Genomic DNA, 19785 nt, shown 5'->3' with positions numbered 1-19785 from the left:
TTAAAATAAAATAATTTTCTCAAAATGAGTGTAAAAGATACAAAAGCAGAAGTAAATACGATTACTTACGATAAAGATAAGATTGAAGATAAAGTAGGCTCAATCTATGAAGCTATTGTTATCATGGGAAAGAGAGCAGAGCAGATCAATGCGGAAATCCGTACGGAACTTCACAATAAACTTGATGAGTTCGCTGTTCACAATTCTACATTGGAAGAAGTTTTCGAAAACAGAGAGCAGATTGAGATCTCCAAGCATTACGAAAAACTTCCAAAGCCGACTTCAATTGCTATTGAAGAGTGGTTAAACGACGATATCTATTTCAGAAAAACAGAAGACAGAAAATAGTCATTTGTGTTTTTTATATATGAAGGTCATAAAGGAATTCTGTTCTTTTATGACCTTTGTCTTTCGATAAGCCGTCTTTGTGCGAAAAAATAAGTAATTTAGTCATTCAAAAAAATTAAAACTAAATGAGTATTTCCGGTAAAAAGATACTTATCGCTGTTTCTGGAGGAATTGCAGCCTATAAAATCCATTTCCTGATCAGGGATTTTATTAAAAAAGGGGCCGAAGTTCAGGTGATCATGACCCCCGATGCAGAACATTTCGTCACGAAATTAAGCCTTTCCACCCTTTCCAAAAAACCTGTTTATTCAGATTTTTACGGTGATAACGGAAACTGGAACAGCCATGTGGAGCTCGCCTTATGGGCAGATGTTATGATTGTGGCCCCATGTACAGCCAACACCCTGTCAAAAATGATCCACGGAATGTGTGATAACCTGGTTATTGCCACCTATATGTCTGCGAAATGCCCGGTATTCATTGCTCCGGCGATGGATCTCGATATGTATGCACATCCTTCCACCAGCAAAAACCTTGAACTGGCAGAAAATTATGGTCATAAAATTATTCCTGCAGAAAGTGGGGAACTGGCCAGCGGACTGGTTGGGCAGGGAAGAATGGCAGAGCCGGAAACCATTGCTAATACCGTAGAAAACTTTTTTACTTATTCGGGAAAAACCAAAAGCCTTGAAGGGAAAACAGTGCTTATTACCGCAGGACCGACCTATGAAGCCATTGATCCGGTAAGGTTCATTGGGAATCATTCGTCCGGGAAAATGGGCTTTTCCTTAGCTGAAGAGGCTTCAAAACGCGGAGCAAAAGTTATTCTGATCTCCGGACCAAGCACACAGGTTATCCATGACAAAACTATTGAACTGCATAAAGTGACTTCAGCCAGAGAAATGCTGGCCAAAGTTTTTGAGTTTTATGAAGGAGTGGACATCGGGATTGCCAGCGCTGCCGTAGCAGATTATGCCCCGAAAGAAATTGCCAGGGAGAAAATCAAAAAGAATGATGAGAGCCTGACGATTGAGCTGATAAAGAACCCCGATATCCTTAAAACAATGGGTGAGAAAAAGACCCATCAGTTTTTGGTAGGCTTTGCTCTGGAAACCCAGAATGAAGAAGAAAACGCCAAAGGAAAGCTTGAAAAAAAGAATTTGGATATGATTGTTCTGAATTCACTTCGTGATGAGGGCGCAGGCTTTAAAAACGATACCAATAAAATTAAAATATTTACCAAAACGGAAAAGAAAGAATTCAGCCTTAAATCAAAAGATGAAGTTGCCGGAGATATTCTGGATTTCGTTGAGGCTCAACTTTTAAAATAATTTTAATAAATTTCCGTTCTCAATTTTTAATAGATAATGAAAAAAATCATAAGCCTATTTTTCCTGCTTTTTATATATCAACTGAGTTTTTCCCAGGAGCTGCTTGCTACCGTGCAGGTCAACTCCCAGCAGCTGGGAGGAAGTAACCAGCAGGCCTATAAAGCTCTGGAAAAAAGTCTCAGGGATTTTGTCAATAACACAAGCTGGACCGGCAAAAAGCTTCAGAACTTTGAAAAGATAAAATGCAACTTTGCCATCGTTATCGCAGAAAAAGATGGGAACAGATATAAAGGAAGCATAGTAATTCAGGCCGTACGCCCGGTTTACAATACCTCCTACGAATCACCTCTGGTTAATCTTCAGGATCAGAGATTTGCTTTTGAATACGTTGAAAATGAGAATCTTGTTTTTAATGAAAGACAATTTTCAGGAAAGAATCTGATTGATGTGGTTAGCTTTTATGTATATCTGATCTTGGGGTATGATGCAGACAGCTTCCAGTCTATGGGCGGCTCACCATGGTTTTCAAAAGCGCAGCAGATCGCACAGAATTCCCAGAACAGAAATTACGAAGGCTGGAATACCATCAACGAACCGAGAAGCCGTACCATTCTGATTAACGAAATTATCAATCCGAACTGGAGCCAGCTGCGCTCTACCATATACAGCTACCACCGTGCCGGGCTAGATAATCTGTTCAATCAGGATCAGACCACAGCGAAAAAAGTGATCTTTGATGCGCTTATGCAGCTGAAAATGTATGAAAACTCTTTCCAGCAGGCCTATTTTTTCAATTTGTTCATAGACAATAAAAGTGACGAGATTTTCAATGTTTTCAATTCCGGAAATAACGGCGGAATTGTAATGAATGATCTTAAACAGCTGATGATGATCCTTTCTCCAAAATATACTGAGAATAAATGGAGTAAATGGAAGAATTAAATTATGGTAAAAGAAACGATTGAAGAGATTGTTGACAGAGCCCTTAATTGCTGGGTAGAAAATGAAGCTAATCAGCTTCCCTGTAATATTGAAGAGGCAATGCTTGCCCCGGATCAGCCTGATGAAGAATGGAAATTCTGGCTTCCCGTTAAAAGTACGGTAACTGATGCCCAGCTTCAGGAATTTGAAGCAGAAATCGGATTTATTTTTCCCGAAGATTTTAAAAGATTCCTGAAATATAAACATTTTTATGAACTTCAGATCTCGGAAGTTTCCTTTTGCCCGCATCCCATCAACACCTGGAAAGCATCTCTCCGTGAAATGATATTCGATACCTACCCGAGAGAACTTCTTTTTGATAAAGGATACATTCCGTTTGCCTTATACAGTGACTGGGGATTATTGTGCTTTGATACCCATCATCATAACACTGTGGTTCGCTGGGATCACGAAGATGCTGAAACGTTCGGGTATCAGTACAAAGATTTCTATGAGCTGCTGACTGAAATTTCAAAAGTATAGACCTCGTATTTAATCGGCGTCTGCCATTTCTGTTTTCGTTAAAAAAACTTATTTTTACAATCCATATTAACATCTGATAAAAACGCGGATTATCCATGCTTTCAAGAATTTACATTAAAAATTTCGCCCTGATTGATACACTTGATGTATCACTGCATAACGGACTTCAGGTAATTACCGGAGAAACAGGAGCCGGAAAATCTATTATCTTAGGAGCCCTCAGGCTCATTCTGGGTGAAAGGGCAGATGTAAAATCAATTTCCAGCGCGGAAGAAAAAAGTATTGTAGAAACTGAATTCGCTTTAAATAACCAGTTCAAAAAATTCTTCATAGAAAATGACCTGGATTATGAGCATCAGACAATTATCAGACGGGAGATACTTCCTTCCGGGAAATCCAGAGCGTTCATCAATGATGTTCCGGTTACCCTTGATGTCCTTAAAGAGCTGTCTTCACAGCTGATTGATATTCATTCCCAGTTTGAAACCTCTAATTTATTCACCCCGGAATACCAGTTTAAAATTATTGATGGCCTTTCTGAGAACAAAACGCTGATTGAAGAATATCAGAATGAATATTCAGACTTCCAGAGCCTGAAAACCCAGCTGAAAAAACTTCAGTCCCAGCTTCTGGAAAACAGGAAAGAAAGTGATTATAAAACGTTCCTGCTGAATGAGCTTGAAGAACTGAAGCTGGATGATGTGGATTATGAAGAACTGCAGAACCAGCTCTCCATTCAGGAAAATGCAGGAATGATCTCTGAAAATATCGGGCAGATTCTTTCCCGGTTCCATCAGGAAGAAGTGGGAATTCTTTCTTTTTTTAATGAAGCTAAAAACAAACTGTCCAGGATCGCAGAAGTTTCAGGGAGTTTTTCAGAACTGAATGAAAGGCTGGAAACCTCTTTCGTAGAGCTTAAAGATATTATTTCCGAACTTGAGCATGAAGTTGAAAGAATAGAGATTAACCCTGAAAATCTGGCTGTTCTCACCGATCTTAATAATAAAATTAACGCGTTGCTGCTTAAGCATAACGTTTCAGATCTTAATGAGCTGATTGAACTCAGAGACCAGCTGGCAGGAGAGCAGAAAGGTGCCTCAGAATTGGAAGCAGCCATTGAAGAAATAGAAGAAAATATTTCCCAAAAACAAAAAACGCTTCAGTCTCTGGCTGAAAAGCTGTCTGAAAACAGAAAAAAAACCATTTCTGTCTTTATCTCAAAAGCAGAAGGACTTCTTAAAAAATTAGGTCTTGAAAAAGCCAGAGTAGATATTGAGCTGAAAGATGTGCCGGAATTTAACCTGTTCGGAAAAGAAAGTATCCAGCTATTGTTCCAGGCCAATTCCGGTTTTCCCTTAAAACCGATTCAGACCGCTATTTCAGGAGGGGAAAGATCGAGAGTGATGCTTGCCGTAAAAAAAATCATTGCAGAAAGTGATGAGCTTCCTACCCTTATTCTTGATGAGATTGATACCGGAGTTTCAGGAAAAGTGGCTGAGGAGATCGGAAATCTGATGCGGGATATGTCGGCGGATATGCAGCTGATTGTTATCTCTCACTTAGCCCAGGTTGCTGCCAAAGGAAATAATAACTATAAAGTTCTTAAGCAGGATATTGCAGGGAAAACCCAATCCACTATTGTGCCTTTAAGCGAAGAAGAAAAACTGAACGAAATTGCACAGCTGCTTTCCGGAAGTAAAATTACGGAAGCCGCACTGGCACAGGCAAAAGAATTAATAGGCTGAAAAATTCTGTAACATATCCTGTATTATATTTACTAATAAGTAAAAAAATAAGATATGTTTCTAAAATTCCTTAAGCTGGAGATCAAAAGCTTTTTCCGCGGTACTTCTGTAGGAGTGAATCTTGCAATGAAGATCCTGCGGCTTATCGGGATTGCTTATTTTATGCTCTGCCTGGCAGGCGGTGCATTCATCGCTTTCTTTTATATACAGGAAGAAATACATCAGGACCCTTTAAAAATGGTTTCCCGGTTTTTAATTGTGGCATGGGCGGTAGATCTGATCATGAAGTACATCTGGCAGGAAATGCCTACCCAGAACATTAAGCCGTTTCTTACCCTTAATATCCCTAAGAATACCTTGGTTAATTATATGCTGACGAAAACATTTCTTTCTGCGTTAAGCTGGTTGAATTCTTTGTTCTTCGTCACATTTTGCGGGATCGCATTGTTTAACGGATACAGCTTGGTTGGTGTTTTAGCCTGGCTGGTCGGGATATCTCTGCTGTTTTATCTGAACAACTTTATCAATATCCTCTTTAATGATAAAGAAACCATTGCTATTGTTATAGGATGTATCTTTTTGGCTGTAGCAGGACTGGCGTATTACAATATTATTCCGGTGCTTTCCTGGTCTGAAAAATTGTTTTACAATCTATATGAGAAGCCTTATTTTGTTATAATTCCATTAATTCTGTTTTTGGTTTTATGGAAAATAAGCTTCAACCATGTTCGTAAAGTATTTTATCTGGATCAGGGGCTTGAAGCTAAAAAAGAAGTCGGAAGAACAGAAAATATCGCTTTCCTGAACAAATACGGTGTAATTGGAACTTTCATCAATAATGATATCAAAATGCTGAAAAGGAATAAAGTGACCAAAGGAATTCTTCTGGGCAGCTTTCTATTCCTTTTCTATGGAATGCTTATGTTTTCGTCACCATTGTATAAAACTCCTGCGATGATGATGTTTATGGGGCTCTTTGTAACCGGAGGATTTCAGTTCCTGTTCGGACAGCGTGTTCCGGCTTTTGACAGTTCCTATTATCCGCTGATGATGACCCTGAATGTTCCTTATAAAGAATATTTAAAAGCAAAATGGTGGTTAATGAATATAGTAACTGCAGCTTCAGTGATTCTGGCACTTGCCTATGTGTATTTCGGATGGGAGATTTATGTGACTTTCTTAGCAGCGGGAATTTATAATATAGGGGTTAACTCCCAGTTTACCCTTTGGTCCGGAGCTTTCAATAAGACCCAGATCGACCTTAACTCGAAAGAAAAAAGATTTGGACAGAAAAACAGCTTTAGTGTTAAGGCCTTACTGCTTCTGATCCCTAAGATGCTCCTTCCCATGGCCGTTTTTGCATTGTCAAAATATATTTTCGGGATGACAGGAGCTGTAATAAGTATCGCAGTTCTGGGACTGGTCGGTTTCCTGATCAGAGAAAAAATTTTCAATATTATCGTAAAGCAGTATAAAAGAGAAAAATACAGTACAATAGACGCATTCAAAAATAAAGGTTAATACAATGATTACTATAAATAATTTATCCAAAACATACGGAACAGCAACGGTTCTTAACATAGAGAATCTTGAAATTCCTAAAGGAGAAACGTTCGGACTTGTAGGAAATAACGGAGCCGGCAAAACAACCCTTTTCAGCCTTATGCTGGACCTTATTCAGTCATCAACAGGCTTCGTAAGTATTGACGGGATTAAAGTAAATGAATCCGAAGCGTGGAAAAGCAAGGTTTCGGCATTTGTAGATGATACATTTCTGATTGGATACCTCACTCCGGAAGAATATTTTTATTTTATCGGTGAACTGAGAGGTCAGAATAAAGCCACTGTAGATGAATTTCTGAAACAGTTTCATGATCTTTTTAACGGTGAAATTTTAAAGTCGGGAAAATATGTGCGTGACCTGTCTAAAGGAAACCAGAAAAAAGTGGGAATTGTGGGAGCTATCATCGGAAATCCCGAAATCATTATTCTGGATGAACCCTTTGCCAACCTGGATCCGTCTACCCAGATCAAACTTAAAAACCTGATTAAAGAATTATCAAAGCAGGACGGCGTTACTTTCCTGATTTCCAGTCATGACCTTTCCCATACAACGGAAGTATGCAACAGAATTGTAGTGGTAAATAAGGGACAGCTTGTAAAAGACATCAGAACCAATCCGGAAACCCTGAAAGACCTGGAACAGTATTTTGCTGATCAGGTGTCTTTTCCGGCACCGATTCAGGAGTCTGTTTAAATTATATTCATCAGGATTTTTTATTTAAACCGAAGTTAAGGCATAAAAGTTTAGCATCTGCATGATCTGTGACCGGAAAAATCCTTACAAACATCTGATAATTTTCTTAAATTTAAGACACACTTAAAAAATAAAGAAAAACATGGGAATAGAATCACAAAACGTTACGGATTACCCTAACAGCAATACGATTTTTATGGTTTGGAAACTTCACGACAGCCCGCAGCTGAAAGATGTTTTTCAACGGCTCTGTGCTTTGGTTCTCAATCTTAATAACTCCGGCTTCAATCGCTTTCCGGACAGCAGGGTAAGCTGTGTCATGGGAATAGGTGCTGAAGCGTGGAAAAAGCTGGAACTTCCTGTGCCGCTTCCTAAAGAGCTGGTTGTTTTTGAAGAAATAAAAGGAGTAAAGCATACTGCAGTTTCCACATCGGGAGACCTTCATTTTCATCTGAGAGCGGATAATAAAAGCCTTATTTTTGATATGGCTGTAGAGATCTCAAAGCTTCTCAGTTCCGTTGCAGAAAGTATCCTGGAAATCCATGGATTTAAATATTGGGATGCCCGTTCTATTCTTGGGTTTGTAGACGGTACAGAAAATCCGCATGGTGATGACAGAGATTTTTTTGCAAAAGTTGGGGATGAGGATCTTCAGTATAAAGGAGGAAGCTACCTTTTCGTTCAGAAATACATTCATAATATGGATGCCTGGAAAAGCTTATCCATACAGGAACAGGAAAAGGTGATCGGGAGATCCAAGGAAAATGATATCGAAATGTCCGATGATGTAAAGCCTTCCAACTCACATATTGCACTGGCTAATATTGAAGGTGAAAACGGAGAAGAACTTAAGATTGTAAGAGATAATATGCCATTTGGGAGTCCTTCTTCCAATGAATTCGGAACCTATTTTATTTCCTATGCCAGCACATTCAGTACCACCAAAAGAATGCTGACCAATATGTTCATCGGAGACCCTCCGGGTAATTACGACAGGATACTGGATTTCAGTACAGCAGTTACAGGAACACTTTTCTTTGTTCCTACCAGAAATATGCTGGATGATTTTTCAGGATAATCATAAGACAGAAGTTATTTCTGTCTTTTTTATTACCCCTTTATATTTTTTAAAAAAAAATATTTTTTTGTGTAACCTTTCTAAACTTTTGTTGTCTTTATAATAGAAACAGATTAATCATGAAGCTTTTGTTCGGAAATAAAAAAGAAGATTTGCTAAGCCGCCTGAAAAAACAGGAGCCGGCTGCTCAAAAAATTTTTTATGAGCAGCATGTGAAAAAATTTCTGAGTACGGCAAAAAGCTATGTAAGTGATCTGTATCAGGCAGAAGACTGTGTAATCAAAGCTTTCTGTAAGATTTTTAAGCACATTGAAACTTTCCGGGGTGACGGAAACCTTGAAGGCTGGGCAAGAAGAATTGTAGTGAATGAATGTCTCAACTTTATCAAAAGCCACAAAACGGTTTTTTATATTGATGATGTAAACCCTGCAGCCCTGATTGAAACGCATGACGAACAACCGGTCTTCGATTTCAATGCCCAGGACCTTTTAGACCAGCTCCCGGATGCCTACAGGATGGTTTTCAACCTGTATGTTCTGGAAGGCTTTTCGCATCAGGAAATTTCCGAAACCCTGAAGATCTCGGTTTCTGTAAGCAAAACCCAGCTGTTTCGGGCCAAAGAGAAGTTAAGAGTACTTTATCTTCAACAAGAAAAAACAATGAAAAATGAACACACTCAGAGATAATTTAGACCAACGCATCAAAAAGCAGATCGGGGAAAGAGAGATTGCACCTTCAAGAGATCTTTGGGCTGAGATTGAAATACAGACGGCAGCAGCTCCCTCAAAATTTAAGATGAACCGGATTCTGGCGGCAGCCTGTGTGATTCTTGCTTTCGGTTTGGGATTCGTTCTCTTTTTTAATAAGGAAAAAGTAAGTCCGGAAGCTAATATAACCAAGGTAAAGCCTGAGCAGATTCAAAAAGAAACACCTGCAGACTTTAATAAAGAAACAGCACCTGCTTTTGCAGAAAAAGAAAAGAATATCATTCAGGAAAATAACAGACCTGTTGAAATTATCAAAGAAATTCCTGCCTCAAAAGCATTGGCGGAAGACATAAAAACGCTTTCTGTGAAGCAAAATGCTCCTGTAATCGCTCCGGCTATCCCGCAAATTCCTGTGGAAAAAATCATAGCGAAAGCAGAAGATTCTTTAAAGATTCCCGGAAAAAAGAAAAGATATGTAGATCCTTCAACCCTGCTTTTCTCCGTTGAGCATAAAGATGTTATTCAGAAAACCAAGCAAAGCAACGTTGCTTCTATAGACCTGAACGGAAAATAACCCTTTTTTAACAATAAAACTTAATAATATGATCAAGAAATTTATCCTGATGGGATTCCTGTGCCTGTTATCCGGCTCCGCATATGCGCAAAAAAAGACACTGACTTTTAACATTCCGTCAAAAGAAGATAACGAAGTAAGCCCTATCGTAAAGGAAAAAGTTGATGAATACGCCCGAAAAATAGATGCGATCATCCAGGAAGAAAAAAAGAATATGGAAGCCGAACTGCTGGAGCTTCAGAATAAAAACCTTGAAAGATCTGAATTTGACAAACAGAAAGCAGTGATTGCAGACCGTTATTCAGAAAAAATAGATCAGAAGATTGAGGATCTTGGTTTTGATCTGGATATGGTGATTCAGAAGCAGGTAAAATACTCCCTATTAAATTCTGATATAACTTCAAAAGAAGAATTCAAAGAAAAGCTGCTGAAGAAATTCCGTCCTACAAAAGATGTCGGGGGATATATTTCCTACGGAATTATGAATCTTACGAATAACAAGGCAGATAACAGTCTTGATAAAAACTTAGGATATGCCGGAAACTTTGAATTTGGCCTTAAATTCAATTATCAGTTCAGCAGAACCAGTGCCTGGGGATTGATTTCGGGGCTCGGGTTTTCCTGGAGAACATTGAGCATGGATAATAACATGTTTTTTACTAAAGACGGAAATTCAGATGTATATCTTGCGAATTATGAGAAAGGCTTAAGCAAAAGCAAGCTGAGAACCGGATACATCGTAATGCCATTAGGAATACAATATAACTTTTCTAAGCTGAAAAATGCCGGAATGGATGTTCAGTACAGAGATTATCATAAAGGGCTGAAAATAGGAGCAAATGTGTATGGCGGGATAAAAATGTCTACCAACAATATCATCAAAGGAGACGGGATCAGCCAGCGTGAAAGAGAAAATTATCAGGTTAACCCTTTTATCTATGGCGGACAGTTCACTGTTTCCTACAATGACTTCAGTATTTTCGTGAAAAAAGATTTCGGAAATTTCTTTAAAGATAACCGCTTTGAAAATGATAAAGCTCTGGTTTTCGGAGTAGGACTTTGGTGGTAAAAACGTAACCATTCATATACACAGAATGGAAACCGGGAAAGGGAAGTCAGTGCGGCCTTAAGAAAAACAATCCGGCTTTATTGATTTTTAGAGCTATTGAAAAAAATATTTTGATACAGAATTATCGGTTAAATAATAACTTCCGGCTTCCGGCCATTCATTCACCAATTATTTTAATAGCAAAACCTCAGAATTTCTGAGGTTTTTATGTTATTGAATAGCAAGACCTGTTTAAAATAGGTCTTTGTTTTATTTCAGGCTGCCAACCATATCTTCAGGTTTTACCCATTCGTCAAACTGCTCAGCAGTTAAAAGCCCGAGGTTTATAGCTTCCTCTTTCAGGGTAGTACCGTTCTTATGGGCTGTTTTAGCGATTTTAGCGGCATTTTCATAACCAATATGCGTATTCAATGCAGTAACGAGCATTAAGGATTTATCTACCAGTTCTTTAATTCTCTCTCGGTTCGGCTCAATGCCCACAGCACAATGATCGTTGAATGAGATACAGGCATCAGCAATCAGCTGGGCAGACTGGAGGAAATTATAAGCCATTACCGGTTTGAAAACATTCAGTTCATAATTCCCCTGGGTTCCGGCAAAAGAAATTGTTGTGTCATTTCCTAACACCTGGGCACAAACCATCGTCATCGCTTCATTTTGCGTAGGGTTTACCTTTCCCGGCATAATGGATGAACCCGGTTCATTTTCAGGAATAAGGATTTCCCCGATTCCTGAACGTGGGCCTGAAGCAAGAAGCCTTATATCCTGAGCAATTTTGAATAAAGAAACCGCCAGCTGCTTTAAAGCACCATGAGATTCTACAATCGCATCATGAGCCGCGAGTGCCTCAAATTTATTTTCAGCAGTTACAAAAGGGTGGTTCGTAAATCGGGCAATATATTCAGCTACTTTTACGTCATAACCTTTAGGGGTATTCAGACCTGTACCGACAGCCGTACCACCTAATGCAAGCTCTGAAAGATGAGGTAGCGTATTTTTTAAAGCCCTTAACCCAAATTCAAGCTGTGCAGCATATCCCGAAAACTCCTGTCCCAAAGTAAGCGGAGTGGCATCCATCAGGTGTGTTCTTCCGATCTTTACAATGTCTTTGAATGCTTCCGCTTTGGCAGAAATGGTATTTTTAAGCTTTTCAACAGCAGGAATAGTAACTTCCACTACTTTTTTATACGCAGCAATGTGCATCGCTGTCGGATAGGTGTCGTTGGAAGATTGTGATTTGTTTACATCATCATTCGGATGAATTTCAGAAGGGTCTCCTAAAGTCCCGCCGTTGTTCACATGGGCACGGTTTGAAATGACTTCATTGACATTCATATTAGATTGCGTCCCCGATCCTGTCTGCCAGATTACCAGAGGAAACTGGTCGTTAAGTTTTCCTTCCAGAATCTCATCACATACTTTAGCAATCCTATCTCTTTTCTCTGCTGAAAGCACACCCAGTTCCGCATTGGTATAAGCCGCAGCCTTCTTCAGATAAGCAAAAGCATCAATGATTTCGTGAGGCATGGAGCCTTCCGGTCCGATTTTGAAATTGTTCCTTGAACGTTCTGTCTGCGCACCCCAGAATTTGTCTGCGGGTACCTGAACCTCGCCCATCGTGTCTTTTTCTATTCTGTAATTCATTGTGATTGAAATTTTATAATCTGTTTAGCTAAGCCACTGTTAAAAAGAATTTCGTGACTGATTATTTAATTTCTATAAAGTTACTTATTAACTCAGAACCCCGCAATTTATAATCATTATAAATATCGATTTAAATGACTGATTTTACTCATGGTTTGAAGACCACGAAAATATCATTGCGTAATTTTACGCGACTTAAATTTTTCGAAAAAAGTAAATATGGAATTTAGATATCAGGATCCGTATCCGATTCAGAAAGATGATACGGTGTACAAGAAACTTACATCAGATTATGTGAAAGTGGAAAAGCTGGGAGACAGGGAAATCTTAACCATTGATCCAAAGGGGCTGGAGCTTCTGGCAGAAGAAGCAATGGCAGATGTATCGTTCATGCTCCGTTCCTCACACCTTGAAAGTCTTAGAAGAATCATTGATGATCCTGAAGCTACAGATAATGACAGATTCGTTGCCTATAACCTTTTACAGAATGCTGCGGTAGCCGTTGAAGGAGCTCTTCCTTCATGCCAGGACACAGGAACAGCTATTGTAATGGGAAAAAAAGGAGAAGATGTTTACACAGGGGTTGAAGATGGAGAGTTTTTAAGTAAAGGGATCTTTAATACGTACCAGAAAAGAAACCTGAGATATTCCCAGGTGGTTCCTTTAACAATGTTTGATGAAAAAAACTCAGGATCAAACCTTCCTGCGCAGATTGATATCTATGCTAAAAAAGGGAACTATTACGAATTCTTATTTTTAACAAAAGGAGGGGGATCAGCTAACAAAACATTTTTATATCAGAAAACAAAATCCCTTCTGAACGAAAAATCTCTTGAAGAATTCATCAAAGAAAAAATTTCAGACCTGGGAACGGCCGCATGTCCGCCATATCATCTGGCATTGGTCATCGGAGGAACTTCAGCAGAAGCCAACCTTGCAGCCGTGAAAAAAGCATCTGCGAAGTACTATGATAACCTTCCTACAGAAGGAAACGAGGCCGGGCAGGCATTCAGAGACCTGGAATGGGAAGCAAAAGTTCAGAAAATCTGCCAGGAAAGTGCTATAGGAGCTCAGTTTGGGGGGAAATATCTAACCCATGACGTAAGAGTAATCAGACTTCCGCGCCACGCTGCTTCATGCCCTGTTGGAATGGGAGTTTCCTGTTCAGCAGACCGTAATATCAAAGGTAAAATTACTAAAGACGGGATTTTCCTTGAACAGCTGGAAACAAATCCAAAGAGGTTCCTGCCTGAAACCCCGCCGCATTTAGAAGAAGCAGTTGAAATAAACCTGAACAAGCCAATGCCTGAAATTCTGGCAGAGCTTTCAAAATACCCTATCAAAACAAGATTAAAATTAAACGGAACCCTGATCGTTGCCAGAGATATTGCCCACGCAAAAATTAAAGAAATCATTGACAGCGGGAAGCCAATGCCTGATTATTTCAAAAATCACCCGATCTATTATGCCGGGCCGGCAAAAACTCCCGAAGGAATGGCTTCAGGAAGTTTCGGACCAACCACAGCAGGAAGAATGGATGTTTATGTAGACGAATTCCAAAGCCATGGTGGAAGCATGATTATGCTCGCCAAAGGAAACAGAAGCAAAGACGTAACCAACGCATGCAGTAAATACGGAGGTTTCTATCTTGGATCAATAGGCGGTCCTGCTGCAATTCTTGCCAAAGACAATATTGTATCGGTAGATGTTGTAGATTTTCCCGAATTAGGAATGGAGGCCGTAAGAAAGATCGAGGTAAAAGACTTCCCGGCATTCATTATTACAGATGACAAAGGCAATGATTTCTTTGCAGATCTTGCTCACTAATTAGTTTAAAATTAAAATAAATTATAAAATAGGGCTTGTATCTTTTGTGTAAAAAAATAAAAAGTCCTATTTTTGCCTAAAATCTTTAAGAGAAATGATAACGATTTTATCAGCATTTTGGCCGTTCTACCAGTTCCTTTGGACTGTATTCTTTATAATTATGTTCTTAGTAGGATTCTGGTGTATCTTTATGTTCTTCGGATTGGTAATCCCAATGTGGTTAACTGAAGGTTTGAAAGAATATTTCGGAAAAGTAAAACCTTTTGACCCTGAAGATATCAGAAGAAAAGAGCTTAATGAGCAGGAAGGCGTAGAAGTAATCTTCAGTCAGCCTAAAGGGAACGGACCTTTCATCCACGATCACGGACATCATCATTAATTGATTGTCATTGCTTTTTCACCTGAATTCTGAAAAAGTAATATCAAAGCAAAACAACATATATAAACCGCTTAATTTATTAAGCGGTTTTTTTGTGTGATAAACCTAAGTCAGGTCAGTTAAAATGCCCGTTTCATCAATTCAATACATTGGCTTTTCCTCTTTGTTTCCTGGAAATTAGTGGTATCAAATCTACTGACGGTCTCAACTATCTTCCATTTCTCATATTTTCCGGTGAAATCCCAAACTTCTTTTTAAATGCCCGGGTGAAGTTCTGTACATATTCATATCCGCACTCAATCGCGATTTCTTTGATCATAATATTTTCATTAATAATCATTTTCCTTGCTTTCAGCATTCTGAGTTCCAGGATATAATGGGCTGCTGTTATATGATATTGTTCTTTAAATGCCTTCCGTATTTTGTTCTGGCTGATTCCCATTAGCCTTCCTATCTCTTCAGCACGGATGTTCTTATGATAATTTTCATCAATGAACTCTCTGACTTTAGAAGATATCAGAGAGCTGTTATTCACTTTGTCTTTCTCACTAAACTGTTCAAATATAAGCATCAGAAGCTTGATGATCTTGGCTTCTACAAATAGCTTCTGCATTACTCCTTTTTTAGAATACATAATGATCTCATTCAGGATCATACGCATCTCTACGGTCATTTCGGGGGGAGTTTTTTGATAGAGGAAAACATAATAATTGCGGACCATATTCTCCAGAATAGAAGCATTTTCTTTACTGGAATCAGGTTCTATCAGGTTGAATATATATTGATAATTAATTTGGATCTGCACGAATTTTAATCCTTCCTCATGTTCTGTCCGGAGTTCAGCAGTGTTTTCATGGGATGAATAATAAAGAATGTATTGGTTTTTTCTGAATAGCAAATTGGCCGCACAGTCTTTGGCTTCCAGACGAATAGCAGGACTGAGCATAAAAAGAAGATTAAAGTTTTTTCTGCTCTCACTCATATCAGATTTTAGGAATATTTCAGAGCGGAGGTTCTCATGCATGATGATTTTTATATCTCCTGAACTGAAAATTAATCCACTGTCAGGCTCATCTTTCATATGAAACAGGTTTACGGGATAGGTACATTTTTTAAGTAAAAGCTTTACACGATAACAAAAAGTTCGGAAATGATAACTCAGGATTAATCAGGTAAATTACTTTTGTGCAAAATTAAATTAAATTTAGAATAATTAAAAATAATAATAAAGATGATTCAATATTTATATTTTGTAATGCATAAGGCAGGGAGGTGTTTAGTGGCTTTAATAACTCTTGGAAGCTTTGCATATGGGCAGCAGGCTTCACTTACATCAAAAGACTGTAATAATACAGATCCCGGAAATACTCCGGGAGATACAGGCTGCGTAACTTTTACCTATCAGGGCCAGCAGGTGACCTATACTACAGTGAGAGGTAATGATGGTAAGATCTGGTTGCAGCAGAACCTTGGAAGTTCGCAGGTAGCCGTAGATAAAGCAGATGCGGCCTCATACGGTGATCTTTTCCAATGGGGAAGATGGGATGACGGTCACCAGCTTAGGAGCTCAGTAATTATGGCTGCGCCGGATGAAAATTTTCCTTCTGGGCTGGCAGGAAGCAGCTCTTATATAGCCGGAGATCCTGTATGGTGGGCAGAATTCCAGGGCGGGGATCAATGGAATGCTTCTGATTTGGGAAATGTAACGCCGGGCAGGGGAATAGATCCGTGCAAGGCTGTAGGGCCCGGATGGCAGATGCCTACACAGTCGGAATGGGAGATGGTTGCAGGAGCGGAAAATATCAATAACCCGACAAGTGCCTATAACAGTCATCTTAAATTACCGGCATCAGGATACAGAAACTCAGGAAACGGAGGATTTACGTTTGTGGGACAGCGCGGATATTTCTGGAGTTCTGATACTTCCACTCTCGGAGCAAAATATCTGTATGTAGGAACAGTAATTGCCAATGCTTCTGCAGGAGCTCCGAGAGGGCAGGGGGCAGCAGTCAGATGTATTAAAACAGGACCTGTGCTGGGAATATCGGAAACCCTAAGAAAAGATGCGGTGGGAATTTATCCGAATCCTGTAAAAAATATCCTCACTATTAAAGCAGACACTCTCATGGAAAGCGTGAATGTGTTCAATATGACAGGACAGAAAATAAATATATCTTTTTCCGGCAACCAGATCAATATGAATGACCTTCCCAATGGAAATTATATAATAGAATTAATCTTAAAGAACGGACAGCGCCTTTCTAAAAAAGTGATTAAAAATTAACATTCACCTACTTTGATTGATCAATAAAGGACTTTGTAAGCAGGTTTGAAGCTCAGATGCCTGATATAAATAAGGAAAAATTAGTTCATTACAATTACTTTTATTGGAAGGCTCATGAAAATTTTCATGGGCCTTTTTTGATTGATTTTTTTCCCCGAAAACCGAAATATTTTTGAAATTGCTTTCATAGAAAATGATATAACAGAAAAAAAATATCCTATATTCGATAAAAAATAAGATATGAAAAAATTATATTCTATTGTTTTTCTGTTCATTGTGAGACTGGTTTTTGGGCAGATTAACTATACCATTACTCCCAGTCCGTTTAATGAAACAGATGCAGTTACCTTAACGGTTCCGGGAGATCAGATTGATGAGTCCTCTTGGGGAATTGCCAATCATGAAGTATACATATGGACGTGGTCGTTTGATACAAACTATCAGAACAGCCAGGACTGCCCAACCAATGGCAGCTGGAATAATTCCAACGAATCAAATAAGCTGAATTATAATGCTGCAACAGATTCTTATTCTTTAACCTTTACGCCAACTGCTTTTTTTGCAAGAACGGGAATCGGAAGATTTGGATTTTTATTAAAAGATAAAACAGGGGCTCATCAAACTTCTCCGGATATTTTTGTCAATGTCGGCGTCTTGAACATCAGCCTGACGAATCCTGCACCCAACAGCCTTACTTCGGTACCGGCGGGAAATACCATCAATATTACCGCGACAACAAATGTTAATGCAACCTTTGAACTAAAGGCCAATGGATCCGTTGTGAATTCTGTCACGGTTCCTTCACAGTCTTATGCTTATACTTATACCGTAACCGGAGATGCCCAGATGGAACTGACAGCAACAGATGCTGCATCCAACTCCAAAAAAGTGAACTTTACACTTCAGGTTCCGAGAAACGTAATTTCGGAGGCCGTCCCAGGCTGGATCAGACAGGGAATCAATTACCATCCTACTGACCAGACAAGAGTGGGCCTTGCACTTTATGCTCCTCATAAAAACTTTGTACATGTGATCGGAAATTTTAATAACTGGACGGTGAATGATTCGTATTTAATGAAAAGAGATACTGCTAACCCGGATCTTTACTGGATGGAAATTGTTGGGCTGACTCCTCAGCAGCTCTATACTTTCCAGTACAGAACCAATGACCTGAAAAAAGTAGCAGATCCTTTTTCTCCACAAATATTGTCTTCCTACGATGACCAGTGGATCTCTGCTGCCACTTATCCGAATCTGCCTCCGTTTCCTGCCGGACAGGATTTTGAAGTTTCTATGTTTAAAACAGGGCAAACGCCTTATAACTGGCAGGTAAACAACTTCCAGAGACCGGCTAAAGAAGATCTGGTAGTGTATGAATTGCTGCTGAGAGATTTTACCCAGGAGAAAAACTGGCAGTCGCTGATTAATAAAATTTCCTATCTGAAAGGGCTGAACATCAATGCTGTTGAACTGCTTCCTGTCATGGAGTTTGAAGGAAATCTTTCATGGGGCTACAATACCTCTTTTCATTATGCTTTAGATAAAGCTTATGGAACCCCTGAAAAATTCAAGGAGTTTGTGGATCTGTGCCATCAGAACGGGATTGCCGTGATTCTGGATATTGCTTTTAATCATGCCACAGGCCGTTCCCCTTTAGCCAGACTTTGGAATATTGATCCTGATGGAGACGGATATGGAGATATAGCAGCCAATAATCCTTATTTCAACCAGGTTCCGAAACATTCCTATAATGTATTTAACGACTTCAACCATACAAGCTCGTCAACGAAATATTACGTTGAAAGATGCCTGCAGCAATGGTTGTCAGAATATAAAATTGACGGTTTCCGCTGGGATTTAACAAAAGGCTTTACCCAAAGCTGCTCTGAAAATGATGAAGCCTGTACCAACTCCTATCAGCAGGACAGGGTGGACATTATGAAATACTATGCAGACAGGCAGTGGGCAGCCGATCCTAATTCTTATATGATATTTGAGCACCTGGGAACAGATGCTGAAGAGCAGCAATGGGCAAACTACAGAACCTCTGAAGGAAAAGGAGTGCTGCTTTGGAATAAACAGACTGATCCTTACAACCAGAATACAATGGGCTATAAGGAAAACAGCAATTTTGACAGAATGAATCATACGCTTCACGGGTTTACAGATATGCATGCTGTAGGATACGGAGAAAGCCATGATGAGGAGCGGTTGATGTTTAAAAACCTGGCATATGGTGCTGCTGAAGGAACTTATGATGTTAAGAACCTTAATACAGCCCTGGACAGAATGAAAACTTTCGGTGCCACATTCTTTACCATTCCCGGTCCGAAAATGATCTGGCAGTTTGGTGAGCTTGGATACGAGTTCAGCATCAACAGATGTGCAGACGGAAGTATCAACAGTGGTTGCAGAACAGATGAAAAACCCATTGCTTTTACCCTGGGATATGATACTAATACCAACAGGAAATCAGTATATGATACCTGGGCTAAAATCATCAGCATAAGAAATGCCCATCCGGTGTTCAAATCAAAAACATACACCGTAGAATCAAACAATCTGTCAAACGATCCTAATGGACTGATTACAAGAATTTATGTTTATGATAATTCTATTAATGGGATGAAAAACGTTGTGGTTCTGGCTAATTTTGCTACATCAGCTCAAAATGTAGTCCCTTATTTTCCTTACACCGGCCAGTGGCAGAACCTGATGGATAATACGGTTTCCAATATTGCTTCCACAACAGCTCCGATTACGCTGCAACCAGGAGAATTCAGGATTTTCGGAAATTATTCGGGATCTCTTTCTGTGAAAGATGAGAACGCTGCTCATAAACTGTCTTTACAGGTTGCAGATAATCCTGTGAAAAACGGTACGGCAAAATTCATCTATCATAAAGTAAAAAACGGAGAAATTATCATCTACGATATGAGCGGTAAAAAAATGGATTCATTTAAGTTGATGAATGAAAACGGAACTTACGAACTGAAAACAGCTTATCCCGTAGGAACCTATCTGGTTCATTTGAAATCAGAAACGGGCACGGCTATTCAGAAAATGATGATAAAGTAA

At 39.2% G+C, this 19785-nt stretch carries 17 protein-coding genes; 15 read left to right on the top strand and 2 right to left on the bottom strand.

Features of this window, described 5'->3' with window-relative positions; translation table 11 throughout:
• The first annotated feature begins 24 nt into the window (after positions 1 to 24).
• The 11 genes from AOB46_RS09905 to AOB46_RS09855 all read left to right on the top strand — a co-directional run bounded on the left by AOB46_RS09905 (position 25) and on the right by AOB46_RS09855 (position 10573).
• Positions 25 to 348, top strand: a complete 324-nt coding sequence (locus AOB46_RS09905) for a DNA-directed RNA polymerase subunit omega (RefSeq protein ID WP_053327535.1) — start codon at positions 25 to 27, stop codon at positions 346 to 348.
• 125 nt (positions 349 to 473) lie between these two features.
• The gene (gene coaBC / locus AOB46_RS09900) at positions 474 to 1679 is read left to right on the top strand and encodes a bifunctional phosphopantothenoylcysteine decarboxylase/phosphopantothenate--cysteine ligase CoaBC (protein ID WP_062698820.1); all 1206 of its coding nucleotides are present in this window, start codon (positions 474 to 476) and stop codon (positions 1677 to 1679) included.
• Positions 1680 to 1715: 36 nt separating this feature from the next.
• Positions 1716 to 2621: a DUF4835 family protein gene (locus AOB46_RS09895; RefSeq protein ID WP_062698818.1), complete on the top strand. Its 906-nt coding sequence runs from the start codon at positions 1716 to 1718 to the stop codon at positions 2619 to 2621.
• 3 nt (positions 2622 to 2624) lie between these two features.
• Complete coding sequence (locus tag AOB46_RS09890; RefSeq protein WP_062698816.1) at positions 2625 to 3143, top strand: SMI1/KNR4 family protein; 519 nt, start codon at positions 2625 to 2627, stop codon at positions 3141 to 3143.
• 95 nt (positions 3144 to 3238) lie between these two features.
• Positions 3239 to 4888 (top strand): DNA repair protein RecN, encoded by a 1650-nt coding sequence (locus tag AOB46_RS09885; protein WP_062698814.1) that lies wholly within the window; start codon positions 3239 to 3241, stop codon positions 4886 to 4888.
• Positions 4889 to 4942: 54 nt separating this feature from the next.
• A complete protein-coding gene (locus AOB46_RS09880; RefSeq protein WP_062698811.1) occupies positions 4943 to 6409 on the top strand; it encodes a DUF5687 family protein in 1467 nt (488 codons plus the stop codon).
• Between the two features lie 4 nt (positions 6410 to 6413).
• On the top strand, positions 6414 to 7145 hold the full coding sequence (locus AOB46_RS09875) for an ABC transporter ATP-binding protein (RefSeq protein ID WP_062698809.1): 732 nt from the start codon (positions 6414 to 6416) through the stop codon (positions 7143 to 7145).
• Between the two features lie 142 nt (positions 7146 to 7287).
• Positions 7288 to 8223, top strand: coding sequence for a Dyp-type peroxidase (locus AOB46_RS09870; RefSeq protein ID WP_062698807.1), 936 nt, complete (start codon positions 7288 to 7290; stop codon positions 8221 to 8223).
• A gap of 119 nt (positions 8224 to 8342) precedes the next feature.
• A complete protein-coding gene (locus tag AOB46_RS09865) occupies positions 8343 to 8909 on the top strand; it encodes an RNA polymerase sigma factor (protein ID WP_062698806.1) in 567 nt (188 codons plus the stop codon).
• The gene (locus tag AOB46_RS09860; RefSeq protein WP_062698804.1) at positions 8890 to 9504 is read left to right on the top strand and encodes a hypothetical protein; all 615 of its coding nucleotides are present in this window, start codon (positions 8890 to 8892) and stop codon (positions 9502 to 9504) included. The genes AOB46_RS09865 and AOB46_RS09860 overlap by 20 nt, the downstream gene beginning before the upstream one ends.
• Before the next feature lie 28 nt (positions 9505 to 9532).
• Complete coding sequence (locus tag AOB46_RS09855) at positions 9533 to 10573, top strand: outer membrane beta-barrel protein (RefSeq protein ID WP_062698801.1); 1041 nt, start codon at positions 9533 to 9535, stop codon at positions 10571 to 10573.
• A gap of 249 nt (positions 10574 to 10822) precedes the next feature.
• Here the strand turns inward: AOB46_RS09855 and fumC are convergent, their stop codons facing one another.
• Positions 10823 to 12217, bottom strand: coding sequence for a class II fumarate hydratase (gene fumC, locus AOB46_RS09850; protein ID WP_062698799.1), 1395 nt, complete (start codon positions 12215 to 12217; stop codon positions 10823 to 10825).
• A gap of 219 nt (positions 12218 to 12436) precedes the next feature.
• Here fumC and AOB46_RS09845 point away from each other — a divergent pair, with 219 nt between their 5' ends.
• Both AOB46_RS09845 and AOB46_RS09840 read left to right on the top strand, forming a co-directional pair.
• Entirely contained in the window at positions 12437 to 14044 is a 1608-nt protein-coding gene (locus AOB46_RS09845; protein ID WP_062698797.1) for a fumarate hydratase, read from the top strand.
• Between the two features lie 94 nt (positions 14045 to 14138).
• Positions 14139 to 14423 carry a hypothetical protein gene (locus tag AOB46_RS09840; RefSeq protein ID WP_185113860.1) on the top strand — a complete coding sequence of 95 codons (285 nt, stop codon included), beginning with the start codon at positions 14139 to 14141 and terminating at the stop codon, positions 14421 to 14423.
• Between the two features lie 208 nt (positions 14424 to 14631).
• Here the strand turns inward: AOB46_RS09840 and AOB46_RS09835 are convergent, their stop codons facing one another.
• Positions 14632 to 15504, bottom strand: coding sequence for an AraC family transcriptional regulator (locus AOB46_RS09835; protein WP_062698794.1), 873 nt, complete (start codon positions 15502 to 15504; stop codon positions 14632 to 14634).
• Between the two features lie 150 nt (positions 15505 to 15654).
• Between AOB46_RS09835 and AOB46_RS09830 the strand changes: the two genes are divergently transcribed.
• Positions 15655 to 16707, top strand: coding sequence for a T9SS type A sorting domain-containing protein (locus AOB46_RS09830; protein ID WP_082377062.1), 1053 nt, complete (start codon positions 15655 to 15657; stop codon positions 16705 to 16707).
• Between the two features lie 240 nt (positions 16708 to 16947).
• A complete protein-coding gene (locus AOB46_RS09825) occupies positions 16948 to 19785 on the top strand; it encodes an alpha-amylase family glycosyl hydrolase (protein ID WP_062698790.1) in 2838 nt (945 codons plus the stop codon).

The sequence above is a fragment of the Chryseobacterium indologenes genome (assembly GCF_001295265.1).
Lineage (GTDB): Bacteria > Bacteroidota > Bacteroidia > Flavobacteriales > Weeksellaceae > Chryseobacterium > Chryseobacterium indologenes_A.
This window is presented reverse-complemented; position numbering and strand designations above follow the sequence as displayed.

Bases quoted from the DNA above. Each gene is read 5' to 3' on its own strand.
- AOB46_RS09825 (WP_062698790.1), top strand. From the start codon at position 16,948: ATGAAAAAATTATATTCTATTGTTTTTCTGTTCATTGTGAGACTGGTT.
- fumC (WP_062698799.1), bottom strand. From the start codon at position 12,217: ATGAATTACAGAATAGAAAAAGACACGATGGGCGAGGTTCAGGTACCC.
- AOB46_RS09895 (WP_062698818.1), top strand. From the start codon at position 1,716: ATGAAAAAAATCATAAGCCTATTTTTCCTGCTTTTTATATATCAACTG.
- AOB46_RS09860 (WP_062698804.1), top strand. From the start codon at position 8,890: ATGAACACACTCAGAGATAATTTAGACCAACGCATCAAAAAGCAGATC.
- AOB46_RS09880 (WP_062698811.1), top strand. From the start codon at position 4,943: ATGTTTCTAAAATTCCTTAAGCTGGAGATCAAAAGCTTTTTCCGCGGT.
- AOB46_RS09870 (WP_062698807.1), top strand. From the start codon at position 7,288: ATGGGAATAGAATCACAAAACGTTACGGATTACCCTAACAGCAATACG.
- AOB46_RS09890 (WP_062698816.1), top strand. From the start codon at position 2,625: ATGGTAAAAGAAACGATTGAAGAGATTGTTGACAGAGCCCTTAATTGC.
- AOB46_RS09835 (WP_062698794.1), bottom strand. From the start codon at position 15,504: ATGAAAGATGAGCCTGACAGTGGATTAATTTTCAGTTCAGGAGATATA.
- AOB46_RS09840 (WP_185113860.1), top strand. From the start codon at position 14,139: ATGATAACGATTTTATCAGCATTTTGGCCGTTCTACCAGTTCCTTTGG.
- AOB46_RS09885 (WP_062698814.1), top strand. From the start codon at position 3,239: ATGCTTTCAAGAATTTACATTAAAAATTTCGCCCTGATTGATACACTT.
- AOB46_RS09905 (WP_053327535.1), top strand. From the start codon at position 25: ATGAGTGTAAAAGATACAAAAGCAGAAGTAAATACGATTACTTACGAT.
- AOB46_RS09865 (WP_062698806.1), top strand. From the start codon at position 8,343: ATGAAGCTTTTGTTCGGAAATAAAAAAGAAGATTTGCTAAGCCGCCTG.
- AOB46_RS09875 (WP_062698809.1), top strand. From the start codon at position 6,414: ATGATTACTATAAATAATTTATCCAAAACATACGGAACAGCAACGGTT.
- AOB46_RS09855 (WP_062698801.1), top strand. From the start codon at position 9,533: ATGATCAAGAAATTTATCCTGATGGGATTCCTGTGCCTGTTATCCGGC.
- coaBC (WP_062698820.1), top strand. From the start codon at position 474: ATGAGTATTTCCGGTAAAAAGATACTTATCGCTGTTTCTGGAGGAATT.
- AOB46_RS09830 (WP_082377062.1), top strand. From the start codon at position 15,655: ATGATTCAATATTTATATTTTGTAATGCATAAGGCAGGGAGGTGTTTA.
- AOB46_RS09845 (WP_062698797.1), top strand. From the start codon at position 12,437: ATGGAATTTAGATATCAGGATCCGTATCCGATTCAGAAAGATGATACG.